The sequence below is a fragment of the Leisingera sp. ABM4_060 genome (assembly GCF_056158765.1).
On sequence record NZ_JBSWTX010000003.1, the window covers coordinates 55,201 to 80,184 of the forward strand.

Here is a 24,984-nt window from a genome sequence, read left to right on the forward strand (position 1 = left end):
ACCCCCATGCCCGATGCCGACCGCCAGCCCCTGTCCGGGTCCCTGTCCGCGCCTCAGGCCGCGCCCGCGCCGCGCAAGCCGCGTTTGGCGCTGATGGGTGAATTCAGCGCAGGCAAGAGCACGCTGATCAACCTGCTGGCGGGCCGCCAGCCGCTGCCGGTGCGGGTAACGGCGACGCGGCTGCCGCCGGTGTGGCTGTCGCATGGAGCTGAGGCGGCGCGCGTCGTCGGCACCGATGGCAGCGAAACGCCGGTTCCGCTGGAGGATCTGGCCAGCGTCGGGATGGAGGATACCGCGCTGATCCGCCTCAGCCTGCCGGCCGAGGCGCTGGAGCTGTGCGATCTGATCGATATGCCGGGGATTTCCGATCCGAACATGCCCGCCAGTGTCTGGCAGCAGTTGCTGCCGGAGGTGGACAGCGTGATCTGGTGCACCCATGCCACCCAGGCCTGGCGCCAGTCCGAGGCGGCGGCCTGGGAGGAGATCTCAAAGCAGGTCAAGGGGCCGGGGACCTTGCTGATCACCCATTTCGACAAGCTGCGCAACGCGCGGGACCGCGAGCGGGTGGTTAAACGGGTGCGCAAGGAGACCGGCGATGCCTTTGCCGCGGTCTTCCCGCTGTCGCTGAGCCAGGCCCTGGCGGCGGGTGAGGATATGGAGCTGTGGAAGTCCAGCGGCGCCGACGGGTTTGTCGAATACCTGGTGGATCTGCTGCTGAACTGGGGTGCGCCGGAGCGCCGCCCGGTGCCGCCGCAGGCGCCGGCGGCTGTGGCGGAACCGGCGCCGGAGGCCCGCCCCGGCCCGGGGCAGGGCGGCGAGGTGCTGGCGTTTGGCGCGGCACGCGAGGCCGCGGCGGCGGATGAGCCGGAGGAGCCTGCCGCAGCGCAGGCGGGCAGCCTGGTGATGCCGCGCCGGGTGGTTGCCAGGAAACGCAGCCCGCGTCCCGAACGGGACCGGCCTGAGGTTTGAAGGTGCGCCGATGACTTTGACTGACCAACTGGCGGAATTGCGGGAACGCGAGCCGGAGTGCCGGCTGGCGGCCTTTGGCGATGCCAGCTCCTGCATCGTCTTGCTCAAGAGCAGTGCGGCGGAGCACCCGCAGGAATATCTGGACGAGCTGTGCCAGCAGGCGCGGCGCGGGTTCGCAATGCTGGACGCGGCAGCCGGGCCGGAGGCGCCGGCGGATGAGGTGCTGGTGCTGGCCCCTGGCGAGGCGCGGATCTATGTCCGGGCGCCGGACGGGTCCGGGGATGCGGTGCTGTGTGTCTGCAGCTCTGCCGAAGCGGCGCGGCGGCTGGCGGATCCGGCGCGGGCGGTGCTGGCGTCGCTGGCGTCACTTGCGGAGGCAGGATGATGGCGCCGGCGGCCGTGCAAACGCTGCAGCGGGCGGGCGGCGGCGGCCTGCGGCTGGCGCTGGAGCGGCTGGCGGCAGAGCCGGAGGCATTCCGGGAGCAGGCAGCGGCGGCGGCATCGGGCGAGGCGTCTCTGACCGCAGAGCTGCTGCGTGAAATCGGCGAAACCATTCTGCCGCGGGAACTGACGGTGGTGTGCGGGCAGGACCCTGTGGCGGTTCTGATCGCCGCGCAGCGCAGGCTGGCGGCGGTGCTTGCGGGCACGGCGCCGGAGCACGGAGGGGCGGGGCCGGAGGATCCGGCTGCGGCTGCGCGGCTGTTTGCCGGGCAATTGCGGGCGCTGGAACGGGCCGTGGGCAGGCGCGGGTTTGCGATCCGCCGACGCCCGTGCCGGGCGCCTGGCGGCGCGGGCAGCTGCACTGTGCCGCAGCTGCGCAAGGCGCTGGAGGCGCCGTCCCGGGGCGGCGCGATGGCGGATTTCCGGGCGCTGGCAGAGGCAAAGGCCGAGGCGATGGTTTTCTGCCGCGGCGAGGAGGCCCCGGCCGAGCGCTGGGGGCCTGAGGCACTGCTGGGGCGGCTGCTGGCCGCGCGCCAGGCGGCATCCGGGCGGGCGGGTCTCCAGGCCGGCGGCAGTGCTCCGGCCCGGCTGCCGGAGCCGAAACCGGAGTGCATGCTGCTGCCGGTTTCGCCGCAGCAACGGATCCTCGCGGCCTCGGCTGGCGGGGAAACGCTGCTGCTGGCCTTGCCTGCGGCGGCGGCGGAGGCAGCGTTGCAGGATTGGAACGGCATTTTTGCCGCCCCGTAGGGGCCGCCGCGTCAAGCAGAGGATGGCGGGCAGGCAGCCTTGCGCAGGGCGTCGAGGATTTCGGGTTTGGACAGCCAGCCCATTTCAGCCAGCACCTCGGCAAAATCCTTGCCGTCCGCTTCCGCCTGTTTGACGATTTGCGAGACCTTGCTGTAGCCGAACTGCGGCACAAAGACAGTCGCCAGGGCGGAGGAGCCCATCAGGTTTTCCAGGGCCTGGTCCTCCAGTGCGCGGATGCCGGAGACGCATTTGTCCGCGAAGATGCGGCAGCCGCGGGTCAGGAGGTCCATGCTGTCGAACAGGCGGGAGGCGATCACCGGTTCGAAATGGTTGATCTCGAGCTGGCCGCCAAGCGCGGCCATGGAGACGGCGGCGTCATTGCCGGCCACCGCATAGGCGGCCTGCTGCATCATCATCGGCAGCACCGGATTGATTTTGCCCGGCATGATCGAGGAGCCAGGCTGCACCGCGGGCAGTTTGATCTCGCCAATGCCGGATTTGGTGCCGGAGGAAAGGATGATCAGGTCGAGGCTGATCTTGCCGATCACCTCGGCGGCGATGCGGAGTTCCGAGGAAACACGGGCGAAGCTGTCGGCGTTCTGCATGCCGTCGAACATGTCCTCTGCCGGGCGCAGCGGCAGGTTCAGGTCCGCGCTAAGGTGGCGGTAGACGGCCGCCGTGTAGCCGGGCTGGGCGCCGAGGCCGGTGCCGATGGCGGTACCGCCAAGGGGCAGGACCTGCAGGTCGGCCACGGCAGCCTCGATCTTGTCCCGGGCGCGGGAGAGGGCGGCAGCATAGCCGCCGAACTCCTGCCCCAGAGTCATCGGCTGTGCGGCTTGCATGCAGGTGCGGCCGATTTTCAGGACATCTGCGAATTCTTCCGCCTTGGCTTGGAAAGCGTCTGCCAGATGGCCAAGGGCTGATATCAGGGCGGGGGCTTTCTCGAGCAAGGCGAGCTTCACCGCCGAGGGCACCACGTCGTTGGTGGACTGGCCGGTGTTGACGTGATCATTGGGGCTGAGGTGCTGGTACTGGCCTGCCTCCTGCCCAAGGATCTGCAGGGCGCGGTTGGCGATCACCTCGTTGGTGTTCATGTTGATCGAGGTGCCGCCGGAGCCCTCCAGTATGTTGACCACAAACTGGCTGTGATGCTGGCCGGCAAGGATTTCATCGCAGGCGGCGGCGATGGCTTCACTTTGTTCAGGCTGCAGGACGCCGATGCCGCCATTGGCCTGCGCAGCTGCCTTCTTGATGGCGGCCAGGGCGCGGATGAAGGCGGGTTCGCTGGCAATGCTGAGCGGTGAGATGTCGAAATTCTCAACCGCGCGCAGGGTGTTGACGCCATAAAGCGCGGCATCGGGCAGTTCGCGCGGGCCGATGCTGTCGGTCTCAAAGCGGGGCATGTCTCAGGCCTCCTCGAAGGTCAGGGTGGAATGGTTCTTGCGCACGCCGGGCAGCGCCAGGATGCGGTTGTGAAAGCTGATGTAGGCGCCGGGCGGCAGCAGCCGCAGGGCCAGCAGCGCCTCTGTCACGTTCTGGGCAGCGTCGGAGCCGGTGACCGCATAGGGCACCATGGCGCCGGTGAAGATGACCGGAACCGGAATGCTGCCCATCTGCGCACAGAGGGTCTCGCCGCTGGCGGCCATGCTGTCGGTGCCGTGGGTGACCAGCACGGCGTCGTGGGTCCGGGCGGCCTTTGCCACGGCCTGGGCGATTTGGCCGCGGTCCTGCTCCGTGATGTCCAGCGAGTCCTTCTGCATCAGGTCGAGAAAGGTGAAGTGCAGGTCATCGAGGCGCAGGGTCTCGATCAGCTCCTTGATCTTGAGCTCGTGGTTGAACAGCCGGGCCTCGCCTGTGTGGTAGCTTTTGGCGATGGTGCCGCCGGTCATGATGACAGCGACCGAAAGCCGGCCTGCACGAAAGGCCGCGCGGTATTGGGCGGGGGTGGTCATGGTACTATCCCGTCGGGTTGGTAGGTTCGCAGGACAATGCGGCGCTAGAGCCCGGTGATCAGCTCCGGCAGCCATAGTGCCAGCGAGGGTATGAAGGTGGTCAGCATCACCACCGGGAAATAGGCGAGGAACACAAAGACCAGGGTGGGTTTGATGACGTTCGCCAGGGTGGTCTGGCCGATCAAGGTGCCGAAATAGAGGATCGGTGCCGTGGGCGGCGTGATCAGCCCCATACCAAGATTAACACCGATGATGGCGGCGAAGTGGACGGGGTGGACGCCGGCCTCGGTCACCACCGGCAAAAGCAGCGGTGCGGCGAGGAGGATGCCGGAGACATCCTCCATGAACATGCCGATCATCAGCAGGAAGGCGTTGACCAGCAAGAGGAGCACGATCGGGTTTTCGGAGATTGCCAGCATCGAGGTAAGGATCTGCTGCGGCACCTCCTCCAGCGTCAGTACACGGGCGAGCATGTTGGCGGTGAAGATCACCAGCATCAGCACGGCCGTGACCTGGGCGGACTTCCAGACTACGTCGTAGAAGGATTTGAAGGTGAGTTCGCGGTAGATCAGGAAGGCGACCGGCAGGGCATAGACCACCGCGACGGCTGCGGCCTCGGTCGGGGTGGTGATGCCGCCATAGATGAAACCGAGGATGATCATCGGCATCGCCAGGCCGAAGCCGGCCTCGCGCGAGCGCTGGAAGACGGTTTTCATCTGCACGTTAAAGGGTTGCGGCTCGGCGACGGTGATCTCCATCTTGCGGGTCAGCACCATGTTCCAGAAGGAAAACAGCGCAATCAGGATCAGCGCCGGGATCAGCGGTGCCAGGAAGCTGGCGGCGATCGAGGTGCCGGTAACCCAGCCGTAGAGGATCATGGTTGCGCTTGGCGGGATCAGCAGCGCCAGCACTGCCGAGCAGCTGACCAGCGAGGTGGCATAGCCGCGGTCGTAGCCTTGTTCAACCATGCGCGGGATGGCGATGGAGCCGATGGCGGCGACGGCAGAGGAGGCCATGCCCGAGATCGCGCCGAAAATGGCGGTGGTGATCACGGTGACCACGCCCAGGCCCGAGCGGTAGCGGCCCAGGATGCTGTCGGCCAGGTCCAGGAGCCTCTTGGCGATGCCGCCCTGGGTCATGATGCCGCCCGCCAGGATATAGAGCGGGATCGCCAGCAGCACCACCGAGGAGACCTTGGAATAGCCGGAGGTGATCAGGAAGGTGGTGGAGTTGTAGTCGCCGAAGATGATCAGGAAGGCGGCGGCGGCGACAAAGGTCATGGCGACCGGCACGCCGAGGATCATCAGCGTCACCAAGAGGGCGACATCCAGCAGGATCAGAGTGCTCATTGGGCGGTCTCCTCAGCGGGCGTGTGCCGGATGGCGGCGCGCAGGCTGTCGTAGAATTCGAGCAGGAAGTAGAAGGCGGTGAGGGTGAGGCCCGCAAACATGGTGCCGTAGATCCAGATCATCGGGACCCTGAGCTCGGTCGATTTGGTGTTCATGCGTTCGGTGAAGACCAAGAGGTCCCACATCACCACCAGGATGTAGATGGTCAGCACCGCCGCCAGCAGCCGGGTAAAGGCATGGACGCCTGCGGTGATGCGGCCTTCGCCAAAGATGGTGTCGACCAGGCTGGCGGAGATATGGCTGCGCTCATGCGTGGCATAGGCGGAGCCCACGAAATACATGATGACGCCGGCGAAGCTGGCAAACTCCTCGATGCCGAACAGCGAGTAGTTGAAGAGGTAGCGTGTCACCACCTGCAGAAAGACCGCGAGGGTGAAGGCGATGCTGGCGGTGAACATCACAAAGCGCTGGATCTTCAGTTTCCACTGCCAGAGCGGATTTTGGATTTGGGTTTGCCGTTCTTGCAGCATCTTGTCCTCCCGTCCCCGGAAAACCGGAGGGCAGGGACAGCGCCCCGCCCTCCCGTCAGGGAGTGTTACTTGCCGTAGTGGCTCTGGATCAGCTCGTAGAGCTCGTCGCCGATCTCCGGCTTCATCTGCGGCCAGGCATCGGCACGCACGGCGGCGGCCATGGTCTCGATCTCCTCCTTGGAGTAGGTGACCACAGTCACGCCGGCATCGCGCAGTTGCTGCAGATAGCCGTTGTCGGCGGCCTCAACCGCGTCGAAACGTTCGGTGGCGAGTTCCGCGGCAACCTTGGATATTGCAGCGCGGTCTTCCTCGGACAGGCTGGCCATGGTGAAGGCGGAGCCCAGGAGCCAGTTGATCTCGAAGTGGTCATTGAGCTGAAGCCAGGTGTCGACCACGCCGTTCCAGTCACGCACCGCGTTTTCCGGCACGCCGCCGACCATGCCGTCGATCACGCCGGTCTGGACGCCGGTGTAAAGCTCTGCCCAGGGCATGGTGGTGGTGGAATAGCCGAGGCGCTCCAATAGCGGCTTGTGGGTGCCGACGCCCGAGGGCCAGACCCGGATCTTCAGGTCGCTGTGGTCGGCATCGGGGTTCTTGGGATCAGCCACTGGTTTGCCGACAGCAACGCCGCCGAGGCCAAAGCCATAGGGCGCCAGCGCTTGGATCTGCTGCGGCTCGATCAGGTCGTTGACGATGTTGAACAGGAAGCCGCCGGTGTTCCAGGCGTCTTTGGCGCTGTCGTAGTCAACCGCGGTGTAAGGGAACCAGGTCAGCGCCAGGCGGGAGTCGAATTTGGTGGAGACCGACTGGATCGCCAGATCGACAGAGCCCTGGCTCAGCTGCTCGTAGACTTCCTCCCAGTCGCCAAGCTGGCTGGCCGGGAAGATGCGGACATCGATGCGGCCATCGGTTTCGGTGGCGATGCGGGAGGCGAATTCATGCGCCCATTTGTCCATGTCGCTTTCCGGCGGCGACAGATGCGACAGGCGCAGGGTGGTTTCGGCTGAGGCGGCAAGGGCGGTGAAGCTGAGCGCCGCGGCGGCGGCGGCACCCAGAACCGTGCGGCGGTTGAGGTTCGAGAACATGGATTTCCTCCCGTTTCAGGTTGCAAGACGCGCAGTGAGTGGCGGCTATGGGAAAAGGATAGGAGGAGAAATCGCGGGTATAATTGTACGAATTGGCCATTTTCCATAATAAACCAGACATGGGTTCTCGCTGGGCGTTGGGCAAAAAAGAACCGGCACGCAGGGCGGCCGGTCCAGTCGGGGAGGATTGATTTTCTTGCGGGGGCAGAGGTCAGAGCCCGGGGATCACATGGTCGATTTCGGTGCCCCAGGTGTCCGCCATGGTGTAGCCGAGCGGGTAGGGGTCGCTGGGATCGGCGCCCAGCTGCATGGTGGCGTAGATCCAGGCCCGGCCCGACAGGCGCGGCAAGATGGCAGGGCGAATGCCAACCTCAGTGGTGCCCAGAATTGAGGCGCTGAATTCCGAGTTGATGGTGGAGCGCATCCGGAACTCTTGCCCGGGCTGCGCCTGGCCCTTGGCGTGCATCACGGCCAGCCGGGCGGCGGTGCCGGTGCCGCAGGGGGAGCGGTCGACCCGGCCCGGCGGCATGATAGTGGCGTTGCGGTAGGTGTTCTGGTCCGGATCCACGTCATCGATGAACATCAGGAAGTCGATGCTGTTGAAGGCTGCGATTTCGGGGTGATGAACCGGCAGCTGTTCTTGCGCGGCGGCTTTTATGCGGGCACCGAGCGAGACCATGTCCTGGGCCATGTCCGGCCCGATGCGGAAGCCCAGTTCCTGCGCGCGGGGAAGCACGTAGTAGACACCGCCGAAACCCACATCGACGGTGAGTGTGCCAAGGCCTTCGACCTCCAGCGGCGCGCCCAGATGCTCGGCAAAGGCGGGAAAGAAATCGAGCGTGACCCGCTCAACCCGGCCGTCGCGGCAGTCTGCAATGGCCTTGACCAGCCCGGCGGCGGTGTCCAGTACAACTGTGGTTTGCGGTTCCTGCATCTCCAGCATGCCGGTCTCCAGCAGCACGGTGGTGACGCACATGGCGTTGGAGCCGGACATCGCATGGGTGCCATCGGCCTGCATCGGAATGAAAGCGGCGTCGGCGCCGGGCGCCGCGGACGGCAGCAGCAGGTTGGTGGTCATCTGGGCGCAGCCGCGCGGTTCCTTGTTGACGAACTGGCGCAGCGCGTCATTGGCCTGCAGATACTGCAACTTCTCCAGCGTGCTGGTGCCGGGGATGTCCAGCACGCCGCCGGTCAGCACCCGGCCCACTTCGCCCTCGGCGTGGGCTCCGATCACGGTCACTGTTTTGTTCCAGCGCATCATCTCTCCTTTGGTTTTGGCGGAAACTTGCGGAACACAGCGGTCCAAGAATAGGATATGCCGGACATTTCCCGGACAGAAAGGCGCGAAAATGGAGTTCTGGACCCCGGAGCGGCCCGACGGGCAGGAGCCGGATGTGCGCTTTGCCTTCATCCTGACACCGGCCTTCACCATCCTGCCGTTGGCCGGTTTTGCCGATGCGGTGCGGCATTCCTCGGATGAGGCGGACCGAAGCCGCCAGATCTTTTGCCATTGGGAGGTGCTGGGGCATGACCTGGCACCGGTGCATTCCAGCACCGGCATGGCGATCGCGCCCTGGAAGACCTACGCCGAGGCCGGGGAGTACGACTATATCGTTGTGGTCGGCGGGCTGATCGATCAGCTGGAGGGGGTGCATCCCCTCACCTATGAGTTCCTGCGGCAGGCACATGCCAAGGGCACCAAGCTGGTGGGGCTGTGCACCGGCAGTTTTGCGCTGGCGCGGACCGGTCTGCTGGACGGGCGGCGGGCGGCGATCCATGCGCATCACCGGCCGGAATTCATGCGGATGTTCCCGGATGTGGTGCCGGTGGAAAACGAGCTGTATGTCTCCGAGGGCGATATTCTGACCTGCCCGGGCGGCACTGCCGCAATCGATCTGGCGGTGGAGATCCTGATTGAACACTGCGGGCGGTCGCGCGGCATGAAGGGGCTGACGGCGCTGGTGGTGGACGAGCACCGCTCAGCCCATGAGGTCGGCCGCCTGCCCTATCAGGACCTGGAGGAATGCGGCAACTGGCGGGTTGAACAGGCGGTCAAGATCATGCGGCAGAAGCTGCGCGAGCCGGATACGACAGAGCATCTGGCCGAGAAGCTGGGGTCCACCGTGCGGCAGCTGAACCGGGTGTTCCTGCAGCACGCCAAGGCGACGCCGCAGGAGGTCTGGCGCGACATGCGGCTGCAGCACGCGCGCTGGCGGCTGATGAATTCGAAACGCACGATCACCCAGATTTCCTATGAATGCGGGTTTTCCGACAGCAGCCACTTCTCGCGCTGGTTCAAGGCCAAGTTCGGCGAGACGCCCAAGCGCTACCGGGAGCAGCGGCTGGCCAAGCAGCGTTAGGGGGCCGGGGTGCGGAGTATCTCCCGCAACTGAGCGAGGACCGGCGGGCTGCCGCCGGTCAGCAGGCTGGCCAGGGCCGCGCGGTGTTCGGGCGGCAGGCGGCCGGCAGTGTAATGCTGCATCTTCTCAATCAGTTCCTGGTCGGTTAGCGGCGCATCAAAATTGCCGCGCGCGGCTTTGAACTCCGAGGTGAACTGGCGGCCGTCGCTGAGTGTCAGGGTTACCGAGGCGTAGCGCTCATCCGGGAAGGCGGCGTTGCAGTCCTCGGATTCTTCAAAGTCGACAAGATCAACGAGGCGCCAGATTTCCGGCTTGCTGTAGGTTTCCGGCTGCAGGTGCCCGGGCAGGATCGTGCCGTATTGCAGTGCCAGCGCGACCGCGAGCGGCAGGCTGTATTGGGCGGCGTCCCCGTTCGCCGGGCGGCGGACCGCCAATCTGGTGGCTTCGTGAAAGGTGGTCACGGTGATACGGCTGAGGCCGTCCGGGCGGATGTCCTCCGCGCGGAGGAGGGAGAGCACGGCTTCGACCGGCGGCTGCGCCCAGCGGCAGACCGGGTAGGCCTTGAAGTTGCTTTCAAGGATGCGCCAGCGGCGGCCTAGGTCGCTCCAGATGTCCGCCACTTCCGGCGCTTCGACAGTCAGGGCAGGGGCCCCGGTAAAGCCGTCTTCGGCCAGGTCGGCGGCGGAGATCCCGGTCAGGGCGCCCCAGCTGCTGCTGTCCTTGACCATGGCCGGGTGGTCGATGCAGCGCATCATCGGTGCACGCGGGCCGTAATATTCGGCAATGCCAAGCGCCTCGCGGGTTTGCGCTTGCGGAAGCCCGCGCAGGCGGCAGGCGATGGCGGCGCAGCCAAGCGCGTTCCAGGCGCCGGATGAGTGGTAGTCGGGCGCGGTTGCATGCAGCGACAGCGCGGCGCGCAGCGCGATCTCCTCTCCCACGATCAAATGGCAGAGGAACGCATCCAGCGTGCAGGTGCTGCTGCCCAGTTCGGCAATCAGCGCAGGCACCAGGGCGACGCTGGCGTGCCCTTTGCACACCTGGTGCCCGTCGTGGGCATCAAGCGCGTCAATGCTTGCCGCGCCGGAAAAGGCAAATCCGGCGGGATTGACCGGGCGGCCGTCGAACGGCATCGGCAGGGCGCCGGGATAGCGCCGCGCGGCATGATTGCGCGCGATCCGGCTGGGGGCGGTTTCGATGCCTGCCGCCCAGACCGCCAATGTATCCATCAGGCAGCGCCTGGCCATGTGCAGCACGCTGGCGGGAAGGTCTGCCGGTTGCAGGCCGTGGATGAAGTCCGGAGCGGTGATGCGCTGTGCCATATGGAACCTCGAGGCTGATCTTGCAGGCAGGGCCCTTGGTGCTGGAATTTTCCTGTGTCTTGGCAATGTCCCCCAGCGGGCGGGATTGCGCAACCAGCAGTGAGATCCCGCTGCATTCGATCCGGCGCGCCGGATTGCCAAGGGCTTGAGGCCGCCAAGAGCGCGCAAATCGCCTTGGAAACCCGGCGCGGGCCGCTGTAATGAGCATTGAAACCGGCCGGATGCGCAGGGCGGCCTTTGCGTCAGTGCAAATTCGCGCCATAAGGTAAGACCAGCATCTGGCAGGTGCTTCGGCTGCTGCAAGGAAGGCAAAACCAGTGACTGAAAACCGGAAAGCAACCACGCGGCTTGATGAAAGCCTGGTCGCCAATCTTGCCCCCTTTGCCAAACTGGACCGCAAGGAAATCCGCCAGATCCTGGACGAGGCCAGCCCCCGCCGGATTGACAAAGGCGCCCATATTTTCGACGAAGGCGCGCCGGCGGAGCGGTTCTATCTGCTGCTGGACGGCTATGTGCGGGTGGTGCGGATCACGCCGCACGGGGAACAGGTCACGGCGTTGCATATCCCGGCCGGGCAGCTGCTGGGCATTGCCCAGGCTCTGGGGCGCGACACCTATCCGGCAACGGCGGTTGCGGCGTCGGAGTGTTTGACGCTGAGCTGGAGCATGCAGCTGTGGAGCCGGTTCACCAGGGATTTCCCCGGGTTCGGGGATGAAAGCTACAAGACCGTTGGCGTCCGGGTCGGCGAAATGAACCAGCGCATCGTGGAGTTTGCGACGCAGCAGGTGGAGCAGCGGGTGGCCAATGCGCTGCTGCGGCTGATCAATCAGACCGGGCGCAAGACGCCGAACGGGATCGAGATCGACTTTCCGATCACCCGCCAGGACATCTCGGAAATGGCGGGCACCACGCTGCACACCGTCAGCCGGCTGCTGAGCGCCTGGGAAAAGGCCGGGATCGTGGAAAGCACGCGCAAGCATGTGCTGGTCCGCGAGCCGCACGGGCTGGTCATGCTGGCGAACCCGCAGAAGGACTGACGGCTTTGACAAGCTGGTGACGGAAGTCATCCTCGTTCAGGCCGTATTCCTCGCAGGCATCGGTAACCGTGTGAAACGGGCTGACCATGCAGCCCGGGCACAGCATCTTGTGCCGTGTGAAGACGGAGATGGTCTGGGGCCAGCGGCTCATCAGATCGCCAAGCGGCAGGTCGGGGTCGTTCAGTTTCTTGTGGGGCATTGCAGATCGCTCCGGTTGATGTGCCCAGCCTAGGGCGGCAAATCATTCAAAACCTTGCGTTTGCACAAACTGTCAAATCGCAGGCACCTTTAGATCTTGGGCATCCCCGCGACTCAAAATGGGAGCCTGGTATGGCCGAAATTCTGACCAAGACACGGGCGCGCAACATCTTCTACGGAGGCTCAGGCTTTTTCGTTCTGGTGTTCATCGCGCTCACTGTGCAGAGCCACAACTTTATCGTTCAAAAATCCACCGCAGGCATGCCGCTGACCGAGGAGGTCGCCATGGGCAAGCACGTCTGGGAGAAGCACTCCTGCATCAACTGCCATACGCTGCATGGCGAGGGCGCCTATTTTGCGCCCGAGGTTGGCAATGTGATGACGCGCTGGGGCGTTCTGGAGGACCCGGAGGAGTCCTTTGAGACGCTGAAGGCCTGGATGGAAAGCCAGCCCTCGGGCATCGAAGGCCGCCGCCAGATGCCGAATTTCAACCTGACCGATGAGGAAACCCGCGCGCTGAGCGAGTTTCTGCGGTGGGCAGACCAGACCGACACCCAGGGCTGGCCGCCCAATGAAGCCGGTTAAGAAGGAGGCAGACCAATGAAATATCAATCGCAAAAGGTCGCGCTGGCCTATTTCGCCGCGGCGCTGGCGCTGTTTGCCATTCAGGTCCTTGGCGGCCTGCTGGCCGGGTGGATCTATGTCGCGCCCAACTTCCTGTCCGAGCTTCTGCCGTTCAACATCGTGCGGATGCTGCACACAAACGCGCTGATCGTCTGGCTGCTGCTGGGCTTCTTCGGTGCGGCCTATTTCCTGCTGCCGGAGGAAGCCGAGCGGGAGATCTTCTCGGTCAAGCTGGCCTATATCCAGCTGGCGATCCTGGTGGTCGGCACCCTGGGCGCGGTGGTCAGCTACCTGATGGGCATCCACGAGGGGCGCGAGTTCCTGGAACAGCCGCTGTGGGTCAAGTTCGGCATCCTGGTGGCAGCCGTGATCTTCCTGGTCAACGTGTCGCTGACGGTTCTGGCCGGGCGCAAGACCGCGATCACCAATGTGCTGCTCTTGGGCCTTTGGCTGCTGTCCCTGCTCTGGATCTTCGCCTTCATCAACCCGGACAACCTGAGCCTCGACAAGATGTACTGGTGGTTTGTGGTGCACCTGTGGGTGGAAGCCACCTGGGAGCTGGTGATGGCCGCCATCCTTGCCTTCCTGATGCTGAAGCTGACCGGTGTTGACCGCGAGGTCGTCGAGAAGTGGCTCTATGTGATCTGCGGCACCGCGCTGTTCTCGGGCATCCTGGGCACCGGCCACCACTTTTACTGGATCGGCACCCCGGGCTACTGGCAGTGGATCGGCTCAATCTTCTCGACGCTGGAAGTGATCCCCTTCTTCCTGATGATGAGCTTTGCCTTTGTCATGGTCTGGAAAGGCCGCAAGAACCACCCCAACAAGGCCGCGCTGCTGTGGTCGCTGGGCTCCTCCACTGTTGCCTTCTTCGGCGCCGGCGTCTGGGGTTTCCTGCACACGCTGCACGGGGTGAATTTCTACAGCCACGGCACCCAGATCACCGCAGCGCACGGACACCTTGCCTTCTTTGGCGCCTATGTGGCCCTGAACCTGGCGATGTTCTCTTACGCGATGCCGATCCTGCGCAACCGCGATCCCTATAACCAGGTGCTGAACATGGGGTCCTTCTGGCTGATGACCGGCGGCATGTCCTTCATGACCTTTGTGCTGACCTTTGCCGGAACCATCCAGACCCACATGCAGCGGGTGATCGGCGACTACTTCATGGAAGTGCAGGACAGCCTGTCGGTCTTCTATCTGATGCGGTTCGGCTCCGGCATTGCGGTGGTCCTTGGTGCAATCCTGTTCATCTACAGCCTCGCCGTGGTGCGCAAGCGCGAGATCATCGCGCCCGGCCCCAGCGCAGTGGCAGGAGAGTAAGCCATGAATGCCATCACTCCCACAATCCCGCATTACCACCCCACGGGCCAGGAATGCGCGCTGTTCCAGACAGCTTATGAAAACGGTCTGCCCCTTCTTCTGAAGGGGCCCACCGGCTGCGGCAAGACCCGCTTTGTCGAGCACATGGCAGCCAGCTTGGGGCGCAAGCTTTATACCGTGTCCTGCCATGACGACCTGTCAGCGGCGGATCTGGTCGGACGCTATCTCTTGAAGGGCGGCGACACCGAATGGGTGGACGGGCCGCTGACCCGGGCAGTGCGCGAAGGGGCGATCTGCTACCTCGACGAGGTGGTGGAGGCGCGCAAGGATGTCACCGTGATCCTGCACCCGCTGACCGACAACCGCCGCACCCTGATGCTGGAGCGCACCGGCGAGGAGATCCACGCGCCGAAGGGCTTCATGCTGGTGGCCTCTTACAACCCGGGCTACCAGAACGTGCTGAAACGGCTGAAGCCCTCGACCCGGCAGCGGTTCCTGTCGCTGCAGTTCGATTTCCCGGCCCCGGCAACCGAGACCGCGGTGATTGCGGCTGAAACAGGCCTGGACGAGATCCGTGCTGCGCTGCTGGTGCGGCTGGCCGGCCATATCCGCAAACTGTCGGGGATGGACTTGGAAGAGGGCGTTTCGACCCGGCTGCTGATCTATGCCGCGACGCTGATCGCGGGCGGCATGGCGCTGGAGGCTGCGCTGGATGTGGCGGTGGTCGAGCCCTTGTCCGATGATGCCGACACCAAGGCCGCCCTGCGCGACCTGATCGGCACGATCTGCGGGTGATGTGTGATGGATGCGCTCAGCCTGTTTGAACCGGAGGAAACCGTTGGCACCCTGTGGCACAGGATGGCCAGCGGCTGGGGGGCGGCGCCCTCCTATCCTGAGGCGGCGGTGCGGCTGAACGCCATGCGGCCCAGCCTGGCAATGCTGTTCCGCGCCCTGGGCGGCGATCCGGCGGTGGATACCGCCGAGGCGCCCCGGGTGCCGCTGCGCCACCGCCGCAGCCTGTGGCACCGGATCGGCCAGGGGGCGGAAACCCTGTGCCTGCCCACCTTCGACGGCCGCCGCCTGCGCCTGCCGCCGGAGCTGGATGCCTTTGCCGATCCGGGTTTGAACCGGGCTGCGTATCTGTGGCTGGCGGCCGGTGCGGCCCTGTGCAGGCCTGAAGATTTCGGTCTTGGCTACATCCGCGCCAATGCGCGGCTGAGCGACCGGGTGTTTGCGGCCTGCCCGGGCCTGCGCGGCCGTTACCAGGACCTTTGCCAGGGGGCGCTGGAGGCGCGCAAGGGGCTGCCAGCCTCGCCGGCCGAAGCCATGGTCTGCGCCGAGCTGAGCTGCGACTGCGGCAAGGCCTCTGACAGCGCCGAGGGTTTGGCCGCACCGGTGCCGTTCTGGCTGATGCTGGCCGCACCCGAGGCGCGCGGCCCCGGTGCCGATCCTGATGGTGCCGCCCCGGCGCCGCCGGGCCTGGATGCAGGCGTGCGCAAGACAGGGCAGCGGCGCGATCTGGACCAGGCCAACCGCAAGGACAGTTTCATCGTTCACCGCTTTAAATCGATCCTGTCCTGGGTGGAATCGATGAACATCAACCGCAGCGTCGATGATGATGACGATGAGAACGCCAAGAAGGCGGCAGAGGATCAAGACAGCGTCACCCTCAGCAAGCACGACCGCAAGGCCGCCACACGGCTGCGCCTGCACCTGGACCTGGCGCCCTCGGAGGCGGATCATGAACGTCTTTCGGACAAATACACTTACCCGGAATGGAACCATCGCTCGCACAGTTACATGGCAGATCACGTGCGGGTACTGGATGCCCAGGCGGACCCGGATCCCGAGGCCGGGGAATTCACCCCGGACCGGCAGCGCGCGGAGCGTGTCCGCCGCCAGTTTGAAGCACTCTACCCGCGGCGGATGACAGTGCGCCGCCAGCTGTCAGGCTCCGATCTGGATCTGGAAGCGGTGGTGGAGGCGCGCGCGGCGTTCCGGGCCACCGGCCAAAGCAGCAACCGGCTATATCTGGACCACCGCGCCATTGAACGTGACCTCAGCGTGGCGATCCTGATGGATACCTCGCGCTCGACCGAGACCGCCTTGGGGGACACTTCGGTCATCGAGGTCGCCCGGGATGTGCTGGCAGCCATGGCGCAGGGCATTGATACCTGCGGCGACCGGCTGGGGATCTGGGGGTTTTCCTCGCTGCGCCGCGACCGGGTGTTCCTGAACCGCTGCAAGGGCTTTGACGAGAAGATGTCAGCCCAGGCCTCTGCCCGCATTGGCGCCTTGCGGCCGGCCAACTATACCCGCCTGGGTGCTGCGCTGCGCCATGTGACGGCGCAGCTGCAGGAGGAAACCGCCGCCCGCAGGCTGCTTTTGGTGCTGACGGACGGCAAGCCGAATGATCTGGACCACTACGAAGGCCAGCACGGCATCGAGGACAGCCGCATGGCGGTGCGCGAGGCCCGCCGCGCCGGTCTGATCGTGCATGGCATCGTAGTGGACGAGGACGGGCAGGACTGGTTCCCGCGTATCTTCGGCAAAGGCGGCTATACCCTGCTGCCGTGCCCGGAACGGCTGCCCGCGGCGCTGCCGGAAATCTACCGCAACCTGACAATGGAGACCTGACATGCGCAGCCTTCTGACCTTTTTCCTGCTGTTGCCCGGCCTGGCTTTTGCCGAAGGTTTCGACCGGCCGCTTCCCAATGCCCAGTCCGCAACGGCTGAGTTCTGGTTTGCCATCGCCTCGCTGGCCCTGATCGCCGCGCTTGCGGTTGTCGCCCGCATAGTGGCCCGCAGATGAGTGCGGGCACCAAACTGTTCCTGGCGCTTTACCCGTTTGGCGCGGGGGCCATGGCGGTCAATGTATTCTTTGCATCGCTGCTGTGCAGCTGGGTGGGCGGGCCGGTCCTGCCCACCGGCCTGTCCATCATGATCGGTTGCGTGGTGGCGGTGCCGGCAACGGCCTGGTTCAGCGGCTACATGCGGCGGCTGGCGAAAGAGGCCGACGGCAGCTGACGTGCAAAGCCGCAGGGCGCCCGGCCGTTTGCCGGCCCGGACGGTCTCAGCCGCAGGCCGCGGTGACGATCATCTCGACCTTCAGCACATCGCGGGCGAGCCTGGATTCACCGCAGGCGCGTGCCGGGGCGTGACCTTCGGGGACCCAGGCGTCCCAAACCGCGTTCATTTCGGCAAAATCGGCGATATCGGCCAGCCAGATCTCGCATTTCAGGATGCGGGTCTTGTCGCTGCCGGCCTTTGCCAGAAGGTCCTCGACCTTGGCGAGGATCTCGCGGGTTTGCTCTGCCACTGAGGGCGCATCTGACGTCTGGCCACAGAGATAGGCAACGCCGTTGTGCTTGACGATCCGGCTCATGCGCTGGCCGGTTTCAATCCGGGTAATGGTCATGTCTGTTGTCTTTCGTGTCAAAGGACCTTGCGGTCGTAACGGTTGATGCGGAAGGGGGAAAGATCGAAACGGCTCCGCCCGGTCAGCACCAGATCCGCCAGCACTTGGCCCACGATGGGGCCCATCTGGAAGCCATGGGCAGAAAAGCCAAAGGCATGGAAGGCGCGGTCTGCGTTTGCTGCCGCGCCGATCACTGGCAGGTTGTCGGGCATATAGGCCTCGAGCCCTGCCCACATGCGGTTGATGGCGGCGCGGCGCATGATCGGGAAAAACTCTGCCGTGGTGCGGGCCGCGGCGGCGAGTTTTGCATAATCCAGCCGGGTGCGGTTGCTGGCGCGGTCGGCAAAGCCCTTGGCGCCGCCGCCAATCAGGACGGTGCCGTTTGCGAATTGCTTGAAGCTGAGCTGGCGGCTGACGGCGCCGACCACGGGGCCAGCAAAATGCGGCATCCGGGCAGTGATCATCAGCATTGGCGCCGCGTGGCTGAGCGGCACATTGTCCCCGATCATCAGCGCGATACGGTCGGCCCAGGCGCCGGCGCAGTTGACGACGGTTTCTGCCTCAAAGCGGTTTTTGCGCCCCTGGGCAAGCCAGGCGGGGCCGATGCGGCGCAGGCTGAGCAGCTCCTCGCCTTCGATAACTTTCGCGCCGTGGCGTTCGGCGGCCAGGCGGAAGGCGCTGGTGGCCTTGTAGGGGATGGCGTAGCCGTCGAGGTCTGAGACCGCGCCGCCCGCGCAGTCCGGGTTCACATGCGGCAGGCGGTCGAGCAGCTCCGCCCGGCTGAGGATGCGTTCGTGGGTGTAGCCAGCGGCGTGCATCTTCTCCTCGCGGGCGCGCAGGGTGGTGATGTCGGCGGTGTCCACGGCGATGTTGATGACGCCCTGGCGGCGGAAACAGGTGCAATGGCCCAGTTCCTCGTCCAGGGTCTGCCACAGCTCCATCGAGGCCTTGGAGAGCGGCACCTCGGCCAGGTCGCGGCCCAAAAGGCGCACGCCGCCCGCGTTGACACCGGAGGCATGGCGCCCGGCGTAGTCCTTCTCCAGCAGGGTCACAGAGGCGCCCTGCCGGGCGAGGTGATAGGCGGTGGCGCAGCCCTGGATGCCGCCGCCGATGATCAGGACATCTGCCTTCATTCCGCGGCCTCCGCTTGTGCAGGGGCGGGCACGGCCTGGAAGCGGCTGAGTTCGTCCAGCGTCAGCAGGCGCTGGGGGCTGCGCAGGCGGTAATAGCCGATAACCCCGGGCGGCTCTTCGCGCCACTGGCTGAGCAGGCCTGCCACCACATGGCCGCATTGGCGGCCCTGGCAGGGGCCCATGCCGCAGCGGGTCAGGGATTTCAGCGCGTTGGGATCGCGGGCGCCCTGATCGAAGCCTTCGCGGAGGTCCGCCAGCGTCTGCTCCTCGCAGCGGCAGACCAGCGTGTCCGGGTCTTGCGGCAGGCGCAGGGTGTCTGCGGGGCGGTAAAGGCGGTCGATGAAGGCGCGGAACGGGGCCATGGCGGCGAGCCGGGCGCGGCCGGGGGCGGCCTGGCGGTTGCGTTCTGCTTCGCTGCGGCGGCCAAGGCGGTGCAGGATGTTGAGCGCGGCCAGATCGCCTGCGATGCGGGCACCCTCGGCGCCGATGATCCCGGCGCCGTCGCCTGCGGCTGAGACATGGGGCACGGAGGTCTGGCCGTATTCGCTGGTCTCAACCTGCCAGCAGAGCTGCTGCGGGTTCCAGCGGTGGGCCAGATCCATGGCCCGGGTCATGTTGAGGTTGGGCTGGACACCATGGTGCAGGAAGATGGTTTCTGTGGCGATTTCATGGGTTTGACCGCTTGCGGTGAACCGCAGGCCCTCGGCTTTATCCTGTCCCAGTACTTCCAGACCTTCGGCAAAGCGGTACTGCGGGATGCCGGCGGCGCGGATCTCGCGCAGGAGGGCGAGGCCTTTTTTCAGCTGCCCGGCCTGGCGCAGGGCGCGGGGCAGCAGCGGGGCGGCACTCAGGTAGTTCTGCCGCGGGGTGGTGTCGACCAGGGCTGCGATGGGCACGCCCAGGCGCAGGTATTGCGCCACGATCAGATAGAGCAGCGGGCCGGAGCCGGCAAAGATGGCGCTTTCGGCCGCGGCGGCATCGGATTTGAGCATCACCTGGGCGGCGCCGGCGGTCATCACCCCGGGCAGGGTCCAGCCGGGGATGGGCATCGGGCGCTCCATCGCGCCGGGGCAGAGCAGCATCTCGCGGCAATGCAGCTCATGGGTGTCGCCGAGATGTGAGAACAGGATGCGGCCATCGTCGCCCAGATGCCAGGCGTCGGCGCCGGTGAAACGGGTGACCGGCGCCTTTTCAAAGGTTTCGATCAGGGCGGCGCCGGCGGTGTAATCCGGCCCTAGCACGCTGGCGTCCGGCAGCGGGCTGGCGGCGGCGGCGCGGTAGATCTGGCCGCCGGCCTGTGCGCCGCGGTCCAGCACGGCAACATTGGCGCCGCCCCTGGAGAGCGCAATGGCGGCGGCCATGCCGGCGGGCCCGGCGCCGAGGATGGCGCAGTCAAAGGCCTGCATCGGGTGCCTCGCTGTCTTCGGTGATGGTCTGGGTGGTTACCGTCATGCCCTCGGCCACCCGGCGCAGGCAGGCCTGCTGGTTGGGGAGGCCGTCGATGTCCACCAGACATTCGAAACAGACGCCCATGGCGCAATAGGCGCTGCGGTCTGCCCCCGACAGGGCGGCGCGGCGGGTTACAGGCTGGCCGCAAAGCGCCATGGCCGACCAAACGGATTGCCCGGCGGCGGCGGTGACCTGCCGGCCGTTGATTTTCAGCGTGACCTGGGGGGCGTCGTCTGGGCGCAGGGATCGGAACATCGGCGGGTCTCCGTCGGGAAGGCAAAAGGGGAAAGGCGGCGGGGAGGGCGCGCCTTTCCCAAGTGCGGGGCTGGCTTACTCGGCGATCTTGTCGAGGATGGCCTGGCCCCAATCCGCGCCCACGTCCTCCAGCACCTGCGGCCAGACCTGGGCGCGCACGTGTGCGGCGGTGGCGGAAAGCTCGGCGTCGCTCAGGGAAACGATCTTGGCGCCGTTATCGGCCAGCTTCTGTTCAAACGCGCCCTGATCGGCCTCGGCGGTTTCCCAGCGTTTGGCTTCGAATTCCACGGCGGCTTGTTCAAGCGCGGTACGATCACCGTCGCTCAGCTCCGCCAAGGTGCCGGAGTTGATGATCATGTACCAGACTTCAAAGTGGGTGTTCACCGGCACATAGGTGGTGGTCACGTCACGGAAGGAAGCATAGTAGCCCTCAGCCCCTGAACCGACGACACCGTCAACCACGCCGGTCTGCACTGCGGTGAAGGCTTCGGAGAAAGGGATCGGCGAGGAGATGTAGCCAAGCGCGTCAGCGGTGAGCTGGAAGCTTTTGATGCCGGGGACGCGGACCTTGATGCCCTTGGCAGCATTGGGGTTGCCCGGGTCGACCGCCTCGGTGTTCAGGGCGACGCCGCCGAAATAGACCGGGTAGGCGGCCAGCATTGTAATGTCCTGCTTGGCATAAAGCTCCTTCATCGCGTCATAGATGGCGCCGCCGGGGCCGTAGATTTTCTTGGCCTCAGACCAGTTGGAGGCGACATAGGGGAAGGCCGAGATCTGCATCCGGCGATCGACAGCGGTGGCGGCGGGCTGCACGGCCATGTCGATGGCGCCGACGGAAATGCGCTCCTGCACTGAGGTATAGTCGCCGAGCGCCGAAGCCGGGAACAGGTTCAGCTCCAGCGAGCCGCTGGTGGCGCCCGAAAGGCCTTCGGCAAAGGCGCGCAGTTCGTTGTCGATGGTGGCGCCTTGCGGGCGGATGTGGCTGAGTTTCAGCGTGTCCGCGGCGGCCATGCCGGCGGTGGCGGCCAGGGCGGCGGCCATGCAGGTGGATTTCAGGAACGTCATCATGGGTTTTCTCCTCCGTAAGTGATGATGAATGCGGGGGGCTGGGTCAGTAGCCGAAGACGCGGGGCAGCCACAGCGACAGGTCCGGCCAGAAGCTGGTCAGGAACACCACCGGCAGGTAGCCGAGCAGGATCAGGGTCATGGCCGGGCGGATCACCTTGGTGACCGGCACCTGGCCGACGCGGGCGCCGAGGTAGAGGATCGAGGCATAAGGCGGGGTGACGCCGCCCATGGCGGTGTTGACGCCCATGATCGCGGCAAACTGGATCGGGCTGACGCCGATCGCCTGCATCAGGGGCAGCAGCAGCGGCGCAATCAGGATGATCGCGGTCACGTCGTTCACCACCATGCCGACCAGGAACAAGAGGATGTTGATCAGGACCAGCAGCAGTGCCTTGTTTTCGGTGATCGAGAAGATGCCCTCGACAATCGCTTGGGGGATGCTTTCCAGCACGAACATCTGGCTGAGTATCATCGAGAACAGGATCATCAGCATGATCGCGCCCACCGAGGTTGCGGCCTCGCGCCCGGCGCCGAGGAAGGTGCGGATGTCGAGGCCCTTGTAGATCAGGAAGCCGACCGGCACGGCGTAGATCACGGCAACGGCGGCGGCTTCGGTCGGGGTCATGACGCCGCCGTAGATGCCGCCGAGGATGATCACCGGCATCAGAAGGGCAGGGGTGGCCTTGAGCCCGCGGGTGGTGGCCTCAGCAACAAAGGCGGCGCCTTTGGGCGGCTCGGCCAGCTGCAGCGGGAACTTGCGGGCCATGCGGATGTTGACGGCCGAGAAGGAGGACATGATCAGCAGACCCGGGCCGAGGGTGGCGAGGAAGCAGGCCAGGATTGAGGTATCGGTGACCCAGCCGTAGACGATCATGGTGACCGAGGGCGGGATCAGAAGGCCCAACAGCGAGGCATTGGCGATGAGGGCGGTGGCGTATTCGCGGGGGTAGCCCTGTTTCTCCATCTCGGGGATCAGCAGCGGGCCGATGGCGGCCACGCCGGTGAGGCCGGAGCCGGAGATTGCGCCAATGAGGGCGCAGGAGACGGTGGCGACAACGCCCAGCCCGCCGCGCAGGTGGCCGATGAAGATGTTGACGAAGTTCAGCAGGCTGGCGGCGATGCCGGAGACGCTCATGATCGTGCCGGCCAGCACAAACAGCGGGATCGCCAGCAGCACCGGGTTGCCCAGTTGCTGGAATCCCCAGAGCATATTGCCCTTCATCACCACGTCGCCGGCGAAATACATCACCATCAGACCGGCGCCAAAACAGTAGGGCAGCGGCACGCCCAGGGTCAGCAGCAGGACCAGGACCAGAACGGCAAGGAGGGCAATCTCGATCATCTCAGGCTTCCTTTTGGGCCGGGAGGGGGATGAACAGGGCGCGGACGTGCAGAACCAGGTGCCAGGCGGTGAAAGCCATCATCAGGACCATGCCGGTGAACAGCGCGGCATCGACGTAGAAGGTCGGCAGATAAAGCGTCGGGCTTTCGCGCCAGACCCGCTGGGAATATTTCCAGAAATCCCAGGCCCAGGAGGTGAGCCAGAGGCCGACGGCAAGGCTGATCACCTCGCCGATGATGGCGAGCACCTGGTGCTGGCGTTCGGTCGACAGGAAGATTTCCAGCACATTGGCGCGGATATGGGTGTTCTCGCGCGAGGCGTTCACGGCGCCCAGCATGTAGAGCCAAAGCGTCGGATACAGCAGGCTCTCCTCCAGCCCCATCACCGGGATTTCCAGCACGTAGCGGGTGATCACCTGGACGAATTGGCCCAAGGCCACCAGGCAGATCAGCACGGTCAGCAGCACACTGAAGGCGCGTGTCATGTTCCCCTCCCTTTTGGGCGGATACAGGCGGTGCATCCGTGGCAGGGAAACTTGCGGGCCAAGGGTATTAAGTCAAAGCGAATAAATTGATTAGGGAATAGGGTTGCTTTATGGAATGCGAAAAAGGTGAAGGAAATCAAAAGCCATGAACCTGAGCTTTCGTCAGCTACAGGCCTTCCGGGAGGTGATGCGGACCGGATCGGTGTCCGATGCGGCGCGGATCCTGGGGCGGACTCAGCCCGCAGTCTCTGCCCTTATTGCCAATCTGGAGGCGGAGCTGGATATCAGCCTGTTCCGCCGCCAGCGGGGAAAGATGGCTCCGACGCCGGAGGCACAGTATTTTCTGGGCGAGGCGGAGGCGATCCTGGACCGGCTGGCGCTGTCGGCCCGCACCATGCGCGAAATCGGGGCGCTGGCGAAGGGGCGGCTGAACATCGCCTGCATGCCGGCCGCCGCCAGCCTGCTGATGCCGCAGCTCTTGGGCGAGTTCCTGCAGGACAAGCCGGAGGTGCGGGCCTCTTTGATGATGCGGGCCTCGCCGGTGATCGAGGAATGGGTCGCCTCGCAGCAGTATGACATCGGGCTGGGGGAGACACCAAAGCCGTCAGCGGCGATTAAGACAGTGGATTTCCGGATGGACTGCGTCTGTGCAATTCCGGCGGGCGATCCCCTGGCCGGGCTGAAATCGGTGGAGGCGCGGGACCTGTCGGGCAAGCCGATGGCGGCGCTGCAGGAGGGGCATCCGAACCTGATTGCCACCCTGCGGGCGTTCGAGGCGCAGAAAGCCCGGTTTGAACACCGGTTCGAGCTGAGGACTTTTCATCCGGCGCTGACCCTGGTGGAGAAGGGGCTGTGCTATTGCGTCTGCGATCCGATCACCGCGGCGGGCTATGTGAACATGCGGCCCGAACCGCACCCGGTGGTGTTCCGTCCCTTCCACCCCGGGGTGGCGCTGGAAGTGTCGGTCATGCAGCCCGCGCACCGGCCCCCGTCCGTCCTGGCGGACGAATTTGTGAAAATCCTGAGGTCGGCGCTGGAGGGCATCAATGATTTGTTCTGAACGCAGGTTTTGCCAGCAGGTTCACGAAGGCGGGCTTCGGCTGGTTGATCCGGGCACGCCAGGCAGTTTCACGCGGTCGGCAAGATAGGGCAGCCGTGTCTGCGCCGCTGTGACGGCATCCTTGACCGCCTGCACGCACAGCAGTTCTTCTCCTTGGCCCGCTCTGGCCAGTTCCTGCCCGTTGGGGGCGATGGCACAGCTGCCGCCGAAGAAATCCATACCGTTTTCGCGGCCGCAGGAATTCGCGTAGCAGACATAAATGCCGTTCTCAAAAGCCCGGGCCGGGATGATAGTATTGGCTACCACGCCCCATTGGGCGCCCAAGGCGGTGGGCACCAGCACAATTTCGGCACCGGCCTGGGCAACTGCGCGGAAGGTTTCGGGAAACTCGGCGTCGTAACAGATCAGCGTGGCAGCCTTGAACCCGTTCAATTCGAACAGTGTGTAGCTGCTGCCAGCGTTGAAATGATCGCCTTCAAATCCCGGCGGCAGCAGCAGCTTGCGGTGGGTTGCCAGACGCGCCCCGTCCTTGCCGATGCAGGAGGCGGAGTTGAAAAGACGCCCGTCCTTTTGTTCGGCAAAGCCGTAGTGAATGGCCACCTGATGCGCCCGCGCCAGTTCTGAAATTGCTGCAGCTGACGGCCCGTCAGCAGGCTCCGCCAATTCGGCAACCCGGCTTCCGATGTTATAGCCGGTCAAGAACAGCTCTGGCAGGACCAGCAAGTCCGTTTGCTGGCCGTCCAGCCGGGACAGGCAGTCCCGCAGCCAGGCCAGCCGCGCCTGCGGACCGGTCAGGTCCGCAGGGCTTTGGGCTACAGCGATATTGAGGCTGGCGGTCATG

At 65.3% G+C, this 24,984-nt stretch carries 28 protein-coding genes; 12 read left to right on the forward strand and 16 right to left on the reverse strand.

The window, feature by feature from the left end:
- Positions 1-6 precede the first annotated feature (6 nt).
- The 3 genes from ACXAEH_RS22275 to ACXAEH_RS22285 are packed head-to-tail and all read left to right on the forward strand — an operon-like array spanning position 7 to position 2,157.
- Positions 7-969 carry a dynamin family protein gene (locus ACXAEH_RS22275; protein WP_475036226.1) on the forward strand — a complete coding sequence of 321 codons (963 nt, stop codon included), beginning with the start codon at positions 7-9 and terminating at the stop codon, positions 967-969.
- Between the two features lie 10 nt (positions 970-979).
- The gene (locus ACXAEH_RS22280) at positions 980-1,354 is read left to right on the forward strand and encodes a hypothetical protein (RefSeq protein WP_475036227.1); all 375 of its coding nucleotides are present in this window, start codon (positions 980-982) and stop codon (positions 1,352-1,354) included.
- Positions 1,354-2,157: a hypothetical protein gene (locus ACXAEH_RS22285; protein WP_475036228.1), complete on the forward strand. Its 804-nt coding sequence runs from the start codon at positions 1,354-1,356 to the stop codon at positions 2,155-2,157. Before ACXAEH_RS22280 ends, ACXAEH_RS22285 begins: the two co-directional genes overlap by 1 nt.
- Positions 2,158-2,168: 11 nt before the next feature.
- On the opposite strand, the gene ACXAEH_RS22290 is transcribed toward ACXAEH_RS22285, so the two are convergent.
- From ACXAEH_RS22290 to ACXAEH_RS22315, 6 genes are all read right to left on the reverse strand, one after another.
- Positions 2,169-3,560 (reverse strand): aspartate ammonia-lyase, encoded by a 1,392-nt coding sequence (locus ACXAEH_RS22290; protein ID WP_475036229.1) that lies wholly within the window; start codon positions 3,558-3,560, stop codon positions 2,169-2,171.
- 3 nt (positions 3,561-3,563) lie between these two features.
- The gene (locus ACXAEH_RS22295; protein WP_475036231.1) at positions 3,564-4,109 is read right to left on the reverse strand and encodes an asparaginase domain-containing protein; all 546 of its coding nucleotides are present in this window, start codon (positions 4,107-4,109) and stop codon (positions 3,564-3,566) included.
- 44 nt (positions 4,110-4,153) lie between these two features.
- A complete protein-coding gene (locus ACXAEH_RS22300) occupies positions 4,154-5,458 on the reverse strand; it encodes a TRAP transporter large permease (RefSeq protein WP_475036232.1) in 1,305 nt (434 codons plus the stop codon).
- Complete coding sequence (locus ACXAEH_RS22305) at positions 5,455-5,988, reverse strand: TRAP transporter small permease (protein WP_475036234.1); 534 nt, start codon at positions 5,986-5,988, stop codon at positions 5,455-5,457. Before ACXAEH_RS22305 ends, ACXAEH_RS22300 begins: the two co-directional genes overlap by 4 nt.
- Positions 5,989-6,053: 65 nt before the next feature.
- Positions 6,054-7,073 (reverse strand): TRAP transporter substrate-binding protein DctP, encoded by a 1,020-nt coding sequence (gene dctP / locus ACXAEH_RS22310; protein WP_475036235.1) that lies wholly within the window; start codon positions 7,071-7,073, stop codon positions 6,054-6,056.
- 211 nt (positions 7,074-7,284) lie between these two features.
- On the reverse strand, positions 7,285-8,331 hold the full coding sequence (locus tag ACXAEH_RS22315; protein WP_475036236.1) for a proline racemase family protein: 1,047 nt from the start codon (positions 8,329-8,331) through the stop codon (positions 7,285-7,287).
- A 91-nt stretch (positions 8,332-8,422) separates the two neighbouring features.
- Between ACXAEH_RS22315 and ACXAEH_RS22320 the strand changes: the two genes are divergently transcribed.
- Complete coding sequence (locus tag ACXAEH_RS22320) at positions 8,423-9,433, forward strand: GlxA family transcriptional regulator (RefSeq protein ID WP_475036238.1); 1,011 nt, start codon at positions 8,423-8,425, stop codon at positions 9,431-9,433.
- Here the strand turns inward: ACXAEH_RS22320 and ACXAEH_RS22325 are convergent.
- Positions 9,430-10,752: an MmgE/PrpD family protein gene (locus tag ACXAEH_RS22325; protein WP_475036239.1), complete on the reverse strand. Its 1,323-nt coding sequence runs from the start codon at positions 10,750-10,752 to the stop codon at positions 9,430-9,432. The genes ACXAEH_RS22320 and ACXAEH_RS22325 overlap by 4 nt on opposite strands.
- A gap of 317 nt (positions 10,753-11,069) precedes the next feature.
- Here ACXAEH_RS22325 and ACXAEH_RS22330 point away from each other — a divergent pair, with 317 nt between their 5' ends.
- Positions 11,070-11,789 carry a Crp/Fnr family transcriptional regulator gene (locus ACXAEH_RS22330; protein ID WP_475036240.1) on the forward strand — a complete coding sequence of 240 codons (720 nt, stop codon included), beginning with the start codon at positions 11,070-11,072 and terminating at the stop codon, positions 11,787-11,789.
- Here the strand turns inward: ACXAEH_RS22330 and ACXAEH_RS22335 are convergent.
- On the reverse strand, positions 11,761-11,988 hold the full coding sequence (locus ACXAEH_RS22335; RefSeq protein ID WP_475036241.1) for a DUF1858 domain-containing protein: 228 nt from the start codon (positions 11,986-11,988) through the stop codon (positions 11,761-11,763). The genes ACXAEH_RS22330 and ACXAEH_RS22335 overlap by 29 nt on opposite strands.
- Before the next feature lie 131 nt (positions 11,989-12,119).
- Between ACXAEH_RS22335 and ACXAEH_RS22340 the strand changes: the two genes are divergently transcribed.
- The 6 genes from ACXAEH_RS22340 to ACXAEH_RS22365 are packed head-to-tail and all read left to right on the forward strand — an operon-like array spanning position 12,120 to position 16,961.
- Positions 12,120-12,572: a c-type cytochrome gene (locus tag ACXAEH_RS22340; protein WP_475036243.1), complete on the forward strand. Its 453-nt coding sequence runs from the start codon at positions 12,120-12,122 to the stop codon at positions 12,570-12,572.
- A gap of 15 nt (positions 12,573-12,587) precedes the next feature.
- Positions 12,588-13,934, forward strand: coding sequence for a cbb3-type cytochrome c oxidase subunit I (locus ACXAEH_RS22345; protein WP_475036244.1), 1,347 nt, complete (start codon positions 12,588-12,590; stop codon positions 13,932-13,934).
- A 3-nt stretch (positions 13,935-13,937) separates the two neighbouring features.
- A complete protein-coding gene (locus ACXAEH_RS22350) occupies positions 13,938-14,729 on the forward strand; it encodes an AAA family ATPase (protein WP_475036245.1) in 792 nt (263 codons plus the stop codon).
- Between the two features lie 6 nt (positions 14,730-14,735).
- On the forward strand, positions 14,736-16,571 hold the full coding sequence (locus ACXAEH_RS22355) for a nitric oxide reductase activation protein NorD (protein WP_475036247.1): 1,836 nt from the start codon (positions 14,736-14,738) through the stop codon (positions 16,569-16,571).
- A gap of 1 nt (position 16,572) precedes the next feature.
- Positions 16,573-16,746 (forward strand): protein NnrT, encoded by a 174-nt coding sequence (locus tag ACXAEH_RS22360; RefSeq protein WP_475036248.1) that lies wholly within the window; start codon positions 16,573-16,575, stop codon positions 16,744-16,746.
- Complete coding sequence (locus tag ACXAEH_RS22365) at positions 16,743-16,961, forward strand: NnrT protein (protein ID WP_475036249.1); 219 nt, start codon at positions 16,743-16,745, stop codon at positions 16,959-16,961. Before ACXAEH_RS22360 ends, ACXAEH_RS22365 begins: the two co-directional genes overlap by 4 nt.
- Before the next feature lie 46 nt (positions 16,962-17,007).
- Here the strand turns inward: ACXAEH_RS22365 and ACXAEH_RS22370 are convergent, their stop codons facing one another.
- The 7 genes from ACXAEH_RS22370 to ACXAEH_RS22400 form a co-directional block, all read right to left on the reverse strand.
- Positions 17,008-17,352 carry a RidA family protein gene (locus tag ACXAEH_RS22370; protein ID WP_475036251.1) on the reverse strand — a complete coding sequence of 115 codons (345 nt, stop codon included), beginning with the start codon at positions 17,350-17,352 and terminating at the stop codon, positions 17,008-17,010.
- 17 nt (positions 17,353-17,369) lie between these two features.
- Positions 17,370-18,485 carry an NAD(P)/FAD-dependent oxidoreductase gene (locus ACXAEH_RS22375; protein ID WP_475036253.1) on the reverse strand — a complete coding sequence of 372 codons (1,116 nt, stop codon included), beginning with the start codon at positions 18,483-18,485 and terminating at the stop codon, positions 17,370-17,372.
- Positions 18,482-19,891, reverse strand: a complete 1,410-nt coding sequence (locus tag ACXAEH_RS22380; RefSeq protein ID WP_475036254.1) for an FAD/NAD(P)-dependent oxidoreductase — start codon at positions 19,889-19,891, stop codon at positions 18,482-18,484. The genes ACXAEH_RS22375 and ACXAEH_RS22380 overlap by 4 nt, the downstream gene beginning before the upstream one ends.
- Positions 19,878-20,189, reverse strand: coding sequence for a (2Fe-2S)-binding protein (locus ACXAEH_RS22385; protein WP_475036256.1), 312 nt, complete (start codon positions 20,187-20,189; stop codon positions 19,878-19,880). Before ACXAEH_RS22385 ends, ACXAEH_RS22380 begins: the two co-directional genes overlap by 14 nt.
- A gap of 75 nt (positions 20,190-20,264) precedes the next feature.
- Positions 20,265-21,257 carry a TRAP transporter substrate-binding protein DctP gene (dctP, locus tag ACXAEH_RS22390; protein ID WP_475036257.1) on the reverse strand — a complete coding sequence of 331 codons (993 nt, stop codon included), beginning with the start codon at positions 21,255-21,257 and terminating at the stop codon, positions 20,265-20,267.
- Positions 21,258-21,300: 43 nt separating this feature from the next.
- Positions 21,301-22,599, reverse strand: a complete 1,299-nt coding sequence (locus tag ACXAEH_RS22395) for a TRAP transporter large permease (protein WP_475036258.1) — start codon at positions 22,597-22,599, stop codon at positions 21,301-21,303.
- Position 22,600: 1 nt separating this feature from the next.
- A complete protein-coding gene (locus ACXAEH_RS22400) occupies positions 22,601-23,083 on the reverse strand; it encodes a TRAP transporter small permease (protein WP_475036260.1) in 483 nt (160 codons plus the stop codon).
- Positions 23,084-23,228: 145 nt separating this feature from the next.
- Between ACXAEH_RS22400 and ACXAEH_RS22405 the strand changes: the two genes are divergently transcribed.
- Positions 23,229-24,143, forward strand: coding sequence for a LysR substrate-binding domain-containing protein (locus ACXAEH_RS22405; protein WP_475036261.1), 915 nt, complete (start codon positions 23,229-23,231; stop codon positions 24,141-24,143).
- A 21-nt stretch (positions 24,144-24,164) separates the two neighbouring features.
- Here the strand turns inward: ACXAEH_RS22405 and ACXAEH_RS22410 are convergent, their stop codons facing one another.
- Positions 24,165-24,983, reverse strand: coding sequence for a carbon-nitrogen hydrolase family protein (locus ACXAEH_RS22410; RefSeq protein WP_475036262.1), 819 nt, complete (start codon positions 24,981-24,983; stop codon positions 24,165-24,167).
- Position 24,984 lies beyond the last annotated feature (1 nt).

Bases quoted from the DNA above. Each gene is read 5' to 3' on its own strand.
- ACXAEH_RS22275 (WP_475036226.1), top strand. From the start codon at position 7: ATGCCCGATGCCGACCGCCAGCCCCTGTCCGGGTCCCTGTCCGCGCCT.
- ACXAEH_RS22280 (WP_475036227.1), top strand. From the start codon at position 980: ATGACTTTGACTGACCAACTGGCGGAATTGCGGGAACGCGAGCCGGAG.
- ACXAEH_RS22285 (WP_475036228.1), top strand. From the start codon at position 1,354: ATGGCGCCGGCGGCCGTGCAAACGCTGCAGCGGGCGGGCGGCGGCGGC.
- ACXAEH_RS22290 (WP_475036229.1), bottom strand. From the start codon at position 3,560: ATGCCCCGCTTTGAGACCGACAGCATCGGCCCGCGCGAACTGCCCGAT.
- ACXAEH_RS22295 (WP_475036231.1), bottom strand. From the start codon at position 4,109: ATGACCACCCCCGCCCAATACCGCGCGGCCTTTCGTGCAGGCCGGCTT.
- ACXAEH_RS22300 (WP_475036232.1), bottom strand. From the start codon at position 5,458: ATGAGCACTCTGATCCTGCTGGATGTCGCCCTCTTGGTGACGCTGATG.
- ACXAEH_RS22305 (WP_475036234.1), bottom strand. From the start codon at position 5,988: ATGCTGCAAGAACGGCAAACCCAAATCCAAAATCCGCTCTGGCAGTGG.
- dctP (WP_475036235.1), bottom strand. From the start codon at position 7,073: ATGTTCTCGAACCTCAACCGCCGCACGGTTCTGGGTGCCGCCGCCGCC.
- ACXAEH_RS22315 (WP_475036236.1), bottom strand. From the start codon at position 8,331: ATGCGCTGGAACAAAACAGTGACCGTGATCGGAGCCCACGCCGAGGGC.
- ACXAEH_RS22320 (WP_475036238.1), top strand. From the start codon at position 8,423: ATGGAGTTCTGGACCCCGGAGCGGCCCGACGGGCAGGAGCCGGATGTG.
- ACXAEH_RS22325 (WP_475036239.1), bottom strand. From the start codon at position 10,752: ATGGCACAGCGCATCACCGCTCCGGACTTCATCCACGGCCTGCAACCG.
- ACXAEH_RS22335 (WP_475036241.1), bottom strand. From the start codon at position 11,988: ATGCCCCACAAGAAACTGAACGACCCCGACCTGCCGCTTGGCGATCTG.
- ACXAEH_RS22340 (WP_475036243.1), top strand. From the start codon at position 12,120: ATGGCCGAAATTCTGACCAAGACACGGGCGCGCAACATCTTCTACGGA.
- ACXAEH_RS22345 (WP_475036244.1), top strand. From the start codon at position 12,588: ATGAAATATCAATCGCAAAAGGTCGCGCTGGCCTATTTCGCCGCGGCG.
- ACXAEH_RS22350 (WP_475036245.1), top strand. From the start codon at position 13,938: ATGAATGCCATCACTCCCACAATCCCGCATTACCACCCCACGGGCCAG.
- ACXAEH_RS22355 (WP_475036247.1), top strand. From the start codon at position 14,736: ATGGATGCGCTCAGCCTGTTTGAACCGGAGGAAACCGTTGGCACCCTG.
- ACXAEH_RS22360 (WP_475036248.1), top strand. From the start codon at position 16,573: ATGCGCAGCCTTCTGACCTTTTTCCTGCTGTTGCCCGGCCTGGCTTTT.
- ACXAEH_RS22365 (WP_475036249.1), top strand. From the start codon at position 16,743: ATGAGTGCGGGCACCAAACTGTTCCTGGCGCTTTACCCGTTTGGCGCG.
- ACXAEH_RS22370 (WP_475036251.1), bottom strand. From the start codon at position 17,352: ATGACCATTACCCGGATTGAAACCGGCCAGCGCATGAGCCGGATCGTC.
- ACXAEH_RS22375 (WP_475036253.1), bottom strand. From the start codon at position 18,485: ATGAAGGCAGATGTCCTGATCATCGGCGGCGGCATCCAGGGCTGCGCC.
- ACXAEH_RS22380 (WP_475036254.1), bottom strand. From the start codon at position 19,891: ATGCAGGCCTTTGACTGCGCCATCCTCGGCGCCGGGCCCGCCGGCATG.
- ACXAEH_RS22385 (WP_475036256.1), bottom strand. From the start codon at position 20,189: ATGTTCCGATCCCTGCGCCCAGACGACGCCCCCCAGGTCACGCTGAAA.
- dctP (WP_475036257.1), bottom strand. From the start codon at position 21,257: ATGATGACGTTCCTGAAATCCACCTGCATGGCCGCCGCCCTGGCCGCC.
- ACXAEH_RS22395 (WP_475036258.1), bottom strand. From the start codon at position 22,599: ATGATCGAGATTGCCCTCCTTGCCGTTCTGGTCCTGGTCCTGCTGCTG.
- ACXAEH_RS22400 (WP_475036260.1), bottom strand. From the start codon at position 23,083: ATGACACGCGCCTTCAGTGTGCTGCTGACCGTGCTGATCTGCCTGGTG.
- ACXAEH_RS22405 (WP_475036261.1), top strand. From the start codon at position 23,229: ATGAACCTGAGCTTTCGTCAGCTACAGGCCTTCCGGGAGGTGATGCGG.
- ACXAEH_RS22410 (WP_475036262.1), bottom strand. From the start codon at position 24,983: ATGACCGCCAGCCTCAATATCGCTGTAGCCCAAAGCCCTGCGGACCTG.